At 67.0% G+C, this 2,878-nt stretch carries 3 protein-coding genes; 1 reads left to right on the top strand and 2 read right to left on the bottom strand.

Features of this window, described 5'->3' with window-relative positions; all coding sequences use genetic code 11:
• Window positions 1–31: 31 nt before the first annotated feature.
• Together AC062T_RS12660 and AC062T_RS12655 are read right to left on the bottom strand one after the other, a co-directional pair.
• Window positions 32–682 carry a hypothetical protein gene (locus tag AC062T_RS12660; protein WP_476030557.1) on the bottom strand — a complete coding sequence of 217 codons (651 nt, stop codon included), beginning with the start codon at window positions 680–682 and terminating at the stop codon, window positions 32–34.
• Between the two features lie 51 nt (window positions 683–733).
• Window positions 734–1,531: a CDP-alcohol phosphatidyltransferase family protein gene (locus AC062T_RS12655; RefSeq protein WP_476030555.1), complete on the bottom strand. Its 798-nt coding sequence runs from the start codon at window positions 1,529–1,531 to the stop codon at window positions 734–736.
• 86 nt (window positions 1,532–1,617) lie between these two features.
• Here AC062T_RS12655 and AC062T_RS12650 point away from each other — a divergent pair.
• A partial coding sequence (locus AC062T_RS12650) for a lipopolysaccharide biosynthesis protein (RefSeq protein ID WP_476030553.1) occupies window positions 1,618–2,878 on the top strand: 1,261 nt, incomplete at its 3' end.

Raw genomic sequence — 2,878 nt, 5'->3', positions numbered from 1 at the left:
GCACCGGCAGCACCGGCGACACCCGCAGAACCTACGGCCGGACCATCACCAGTGGTGAGCCAGCGGAATAGCTGATTTCGAGATGGTAGTCGGCCTGCCCCTCAGCGGGGATAGAAAAGACATAGGAGCCCGGGGCGGTCGCTCCTGGCTCCAGCGTGCCGCCGAATTCGACGATGTCGGGGTTGCTCAGGACGGGCGAGGCGGGTGTCGAATCGGCACCGTAATAGAGATTGACCGTCACGCCATCGAGCGGGATCGCCGCCGCGCTGCCGTTGCTCATGACGATGTCGAACCTCAGCGCTGGCCCGCTCTTTTCGCCCGGCCCCCTGCCCTCGACCTCGAGCGGCGTGACGGTGGCAACCGTGGCGCTCACTCCATCGCCGAAGTCTGCCGCAGTGCCGACGGGCACCTCGGCGACCACGTCGGGTGCCGCGCCGGCGGATTCATCCGGCTCTTCGGACGCGCTCGGAGTGGGGGAGGCGGATGTGCTGCTCCGCGGAGCGCTGGGAGTCGGAGACGGGTCTTCTGCGTCGGTTCGTCCGCTCAGCGCGGCGCTTACGGCAATGATGATCGCCAGTACGACAAGCGCAATTGCGGCGATAAGCCAAAAGAGACGGCGCTTGGCGGACTCCTTCTCCTCGGGGTCAATCTGATTGCCGTTGTCACCGAGCTGATGTGTCATTGCGACTCTCTCCCTCTGCGCACCCGTCGTACCGGCGCTTTGCCCTGGAGCTCATTGTGGGAGACCCAGGGTTTTCATTTCGCGGAACCACTTGGCGAGCGCAAGAACCAAGAACGCTGCGGTCGCAAGGGCGATGAGTGTGTAGACGACGAGAAAAGCGGGGAGCGCACCGAGGAGGAGAAACGACAGGCACAGGACGCCGTAGTCCATGGGCAGCACGAGGACGGCGCGCAGCCAGGAGGGTCGCCCCGGGGCATCCGTGGCGAGGGAGGCCTCACCATGCTGCCGCCGCAGCTGCTCGGTGAGGATCATGGCGAAGAACAGCACCGCGGAGACGATGGCGGAGATCAGCGGAACGAGCAGCCACACGGGCTCCACGACATCGAATCGGTAGAAGCCCACGGCGAGCGCGATGGGCATGGCCGACACCTTGATGGCATCGACGACGTGGTCGAGCCATTCCCCGGCCGGGCTAGCGATGCCCCGAAGCCGGGCGACCTGGCCGTCGGCCGAGTCGAACGCGTAACCGATCACCAGCAGCAGCGCTACGACGATTCCGAGCAGCCAGCTGGGAGGCAGGAGAGCCAGAAGGGCGATGCCGGCGAAGGTGAAGAGCGCGCTGATCGCCGTCACCGCGTTGGGGCCGAGCCCCACGGTGTACGCCCACGCGGCCAGATAACGGCCGATGCGTCGATTCACAAAGCGGGAGTATGCGGGGGCGCTTCGAGCGGCAGGCTTCTGAGCGGCCCGAAGCGTGGCGAGCGTCTGCCGAAACCCGCGCGGCGGGGCCGCGGGTGCCTTGGGGAGGGCATCCGCAGGGTCAGGAATCAGTGGCGAGTCTCGGGTCACTATGAAGCCTTCGGCTTGACGGGTGCGGCAATCATAATACGAGCGACCCACAGCACCAGCCCCTATTTCTCTCGCGGGGGTGACGCATGAGCGGCACACAATCTCTGGGGGTGCGGGCGGCACGAGGCGCGGCAGTCGTGCTCGCCGGGCAGGGCATCCGCATCGTCATTCAGGTGGTCTCGGTCGTCGTACTCGCCCGGCTGCTCACCCCTCACGACTACGGTCTCATCGCCATGGTGGCGGCCGTCATCGGCATCGCAACGATTCTCAGAGACTTCGGGCTCTCCTCCGCGGCCATCCAGTCCCCCACCCTGAGCAGGGTTCAGCGCGACAACCTGGTGTGGATCAACGGCGGCATCGGCGCAGCGCTGGGCGTCATGGTCTTTTTCTCTGCCTGGCCCATCGCCGCGTTCTTCGACGAACCCGCCCTGGTGGCCATAACGCAGGTGCTCTCCCCGACCTTTCTCCTGGGAGGCCTCGCCACGCAGTATCGCGCCGACCTCAATCGCAGAATGCTATTTCGCCGCCTCACTATCTCCGACCTGTCGGGAGCGGCCGGCGGGCTTGCAATGGCGATCGGAGGTGCCCTCCTGGGCTGGGGGTATTGGGCACTCGTGGCCCAGCAACTCGCCCAGGCCATCATCCTGCTGGCGGCGAGCGTCGCCTCCGCCGGCTGGCTGCCCCGCCTGCCGCACCGGGCTCCCATGCGGGGGCTGCTCACCTTCGGGGGCAACCTCGTCGCGACGCAGCTCATCGCCTACCTGGCCCAGAACATCGACTCGGTGATCATCGGCGCACGATTCGGGGCGGGGCCCCTCGGCATCTACAACCGGGCGTTTCAGCTGCTGATGGTGCCGCTCAGCCAGCTCCGTCGCCCCACAACCACGGTGGCGCTCCCCGTGCTCAGCCGCATCGCCGACGACGACACCCGATGGGGCGACTTTCTCGCCCGCGGCCAGGTGGCACTCGGGTACACCCTCGTCGCCGGCCTCGGCCTGGTCGCCAGCTCCGCAGAACCGCTCACCGCAATCATGCTCGGCGCGCAGTGGATGGAGGCCTGGCCCATCCTGCGCCTTCTGGCGATCGCCGGAATCTTCCAGACGCTCGCCTACGTCGGTTACTGGGCCTATCTGTCCCGGGGGCTCACCGCCCAGCTGTTTCGCTATTCCCTCGTCAGTGCCGTACTCATCGTCGGATGCGTTGTTGTCGGCTCGCAGTGGGGCATCCTCGGCGTCGCCGCAGGCTACGCGGTCGCTCCTCTGCTCGAATGGCCCCTCTCGTTGTGGTGGCTCTCCCGCTGCACCACGATCCCCGTCGGTCGCCTCTTCGCTGGCGCCGGGCGCATCA

The sequence above is a fragment of the Homoserinimonas sp. genome (genome assembly GCF_056262345.1).
This window is presented reverse-complemented; position numbering and strand designations above follow the sequence as displayed.

Bases quoted from the DNA above. Each gene is read 5' to 3' on its own strand.
- AC062T_RS12660 (WP_476030557.1), bottom strand. From the start codon at position 682: ATGACACATCAGCTCGGTGACAACGGCAATCAGATTGACCCCGAGGAG.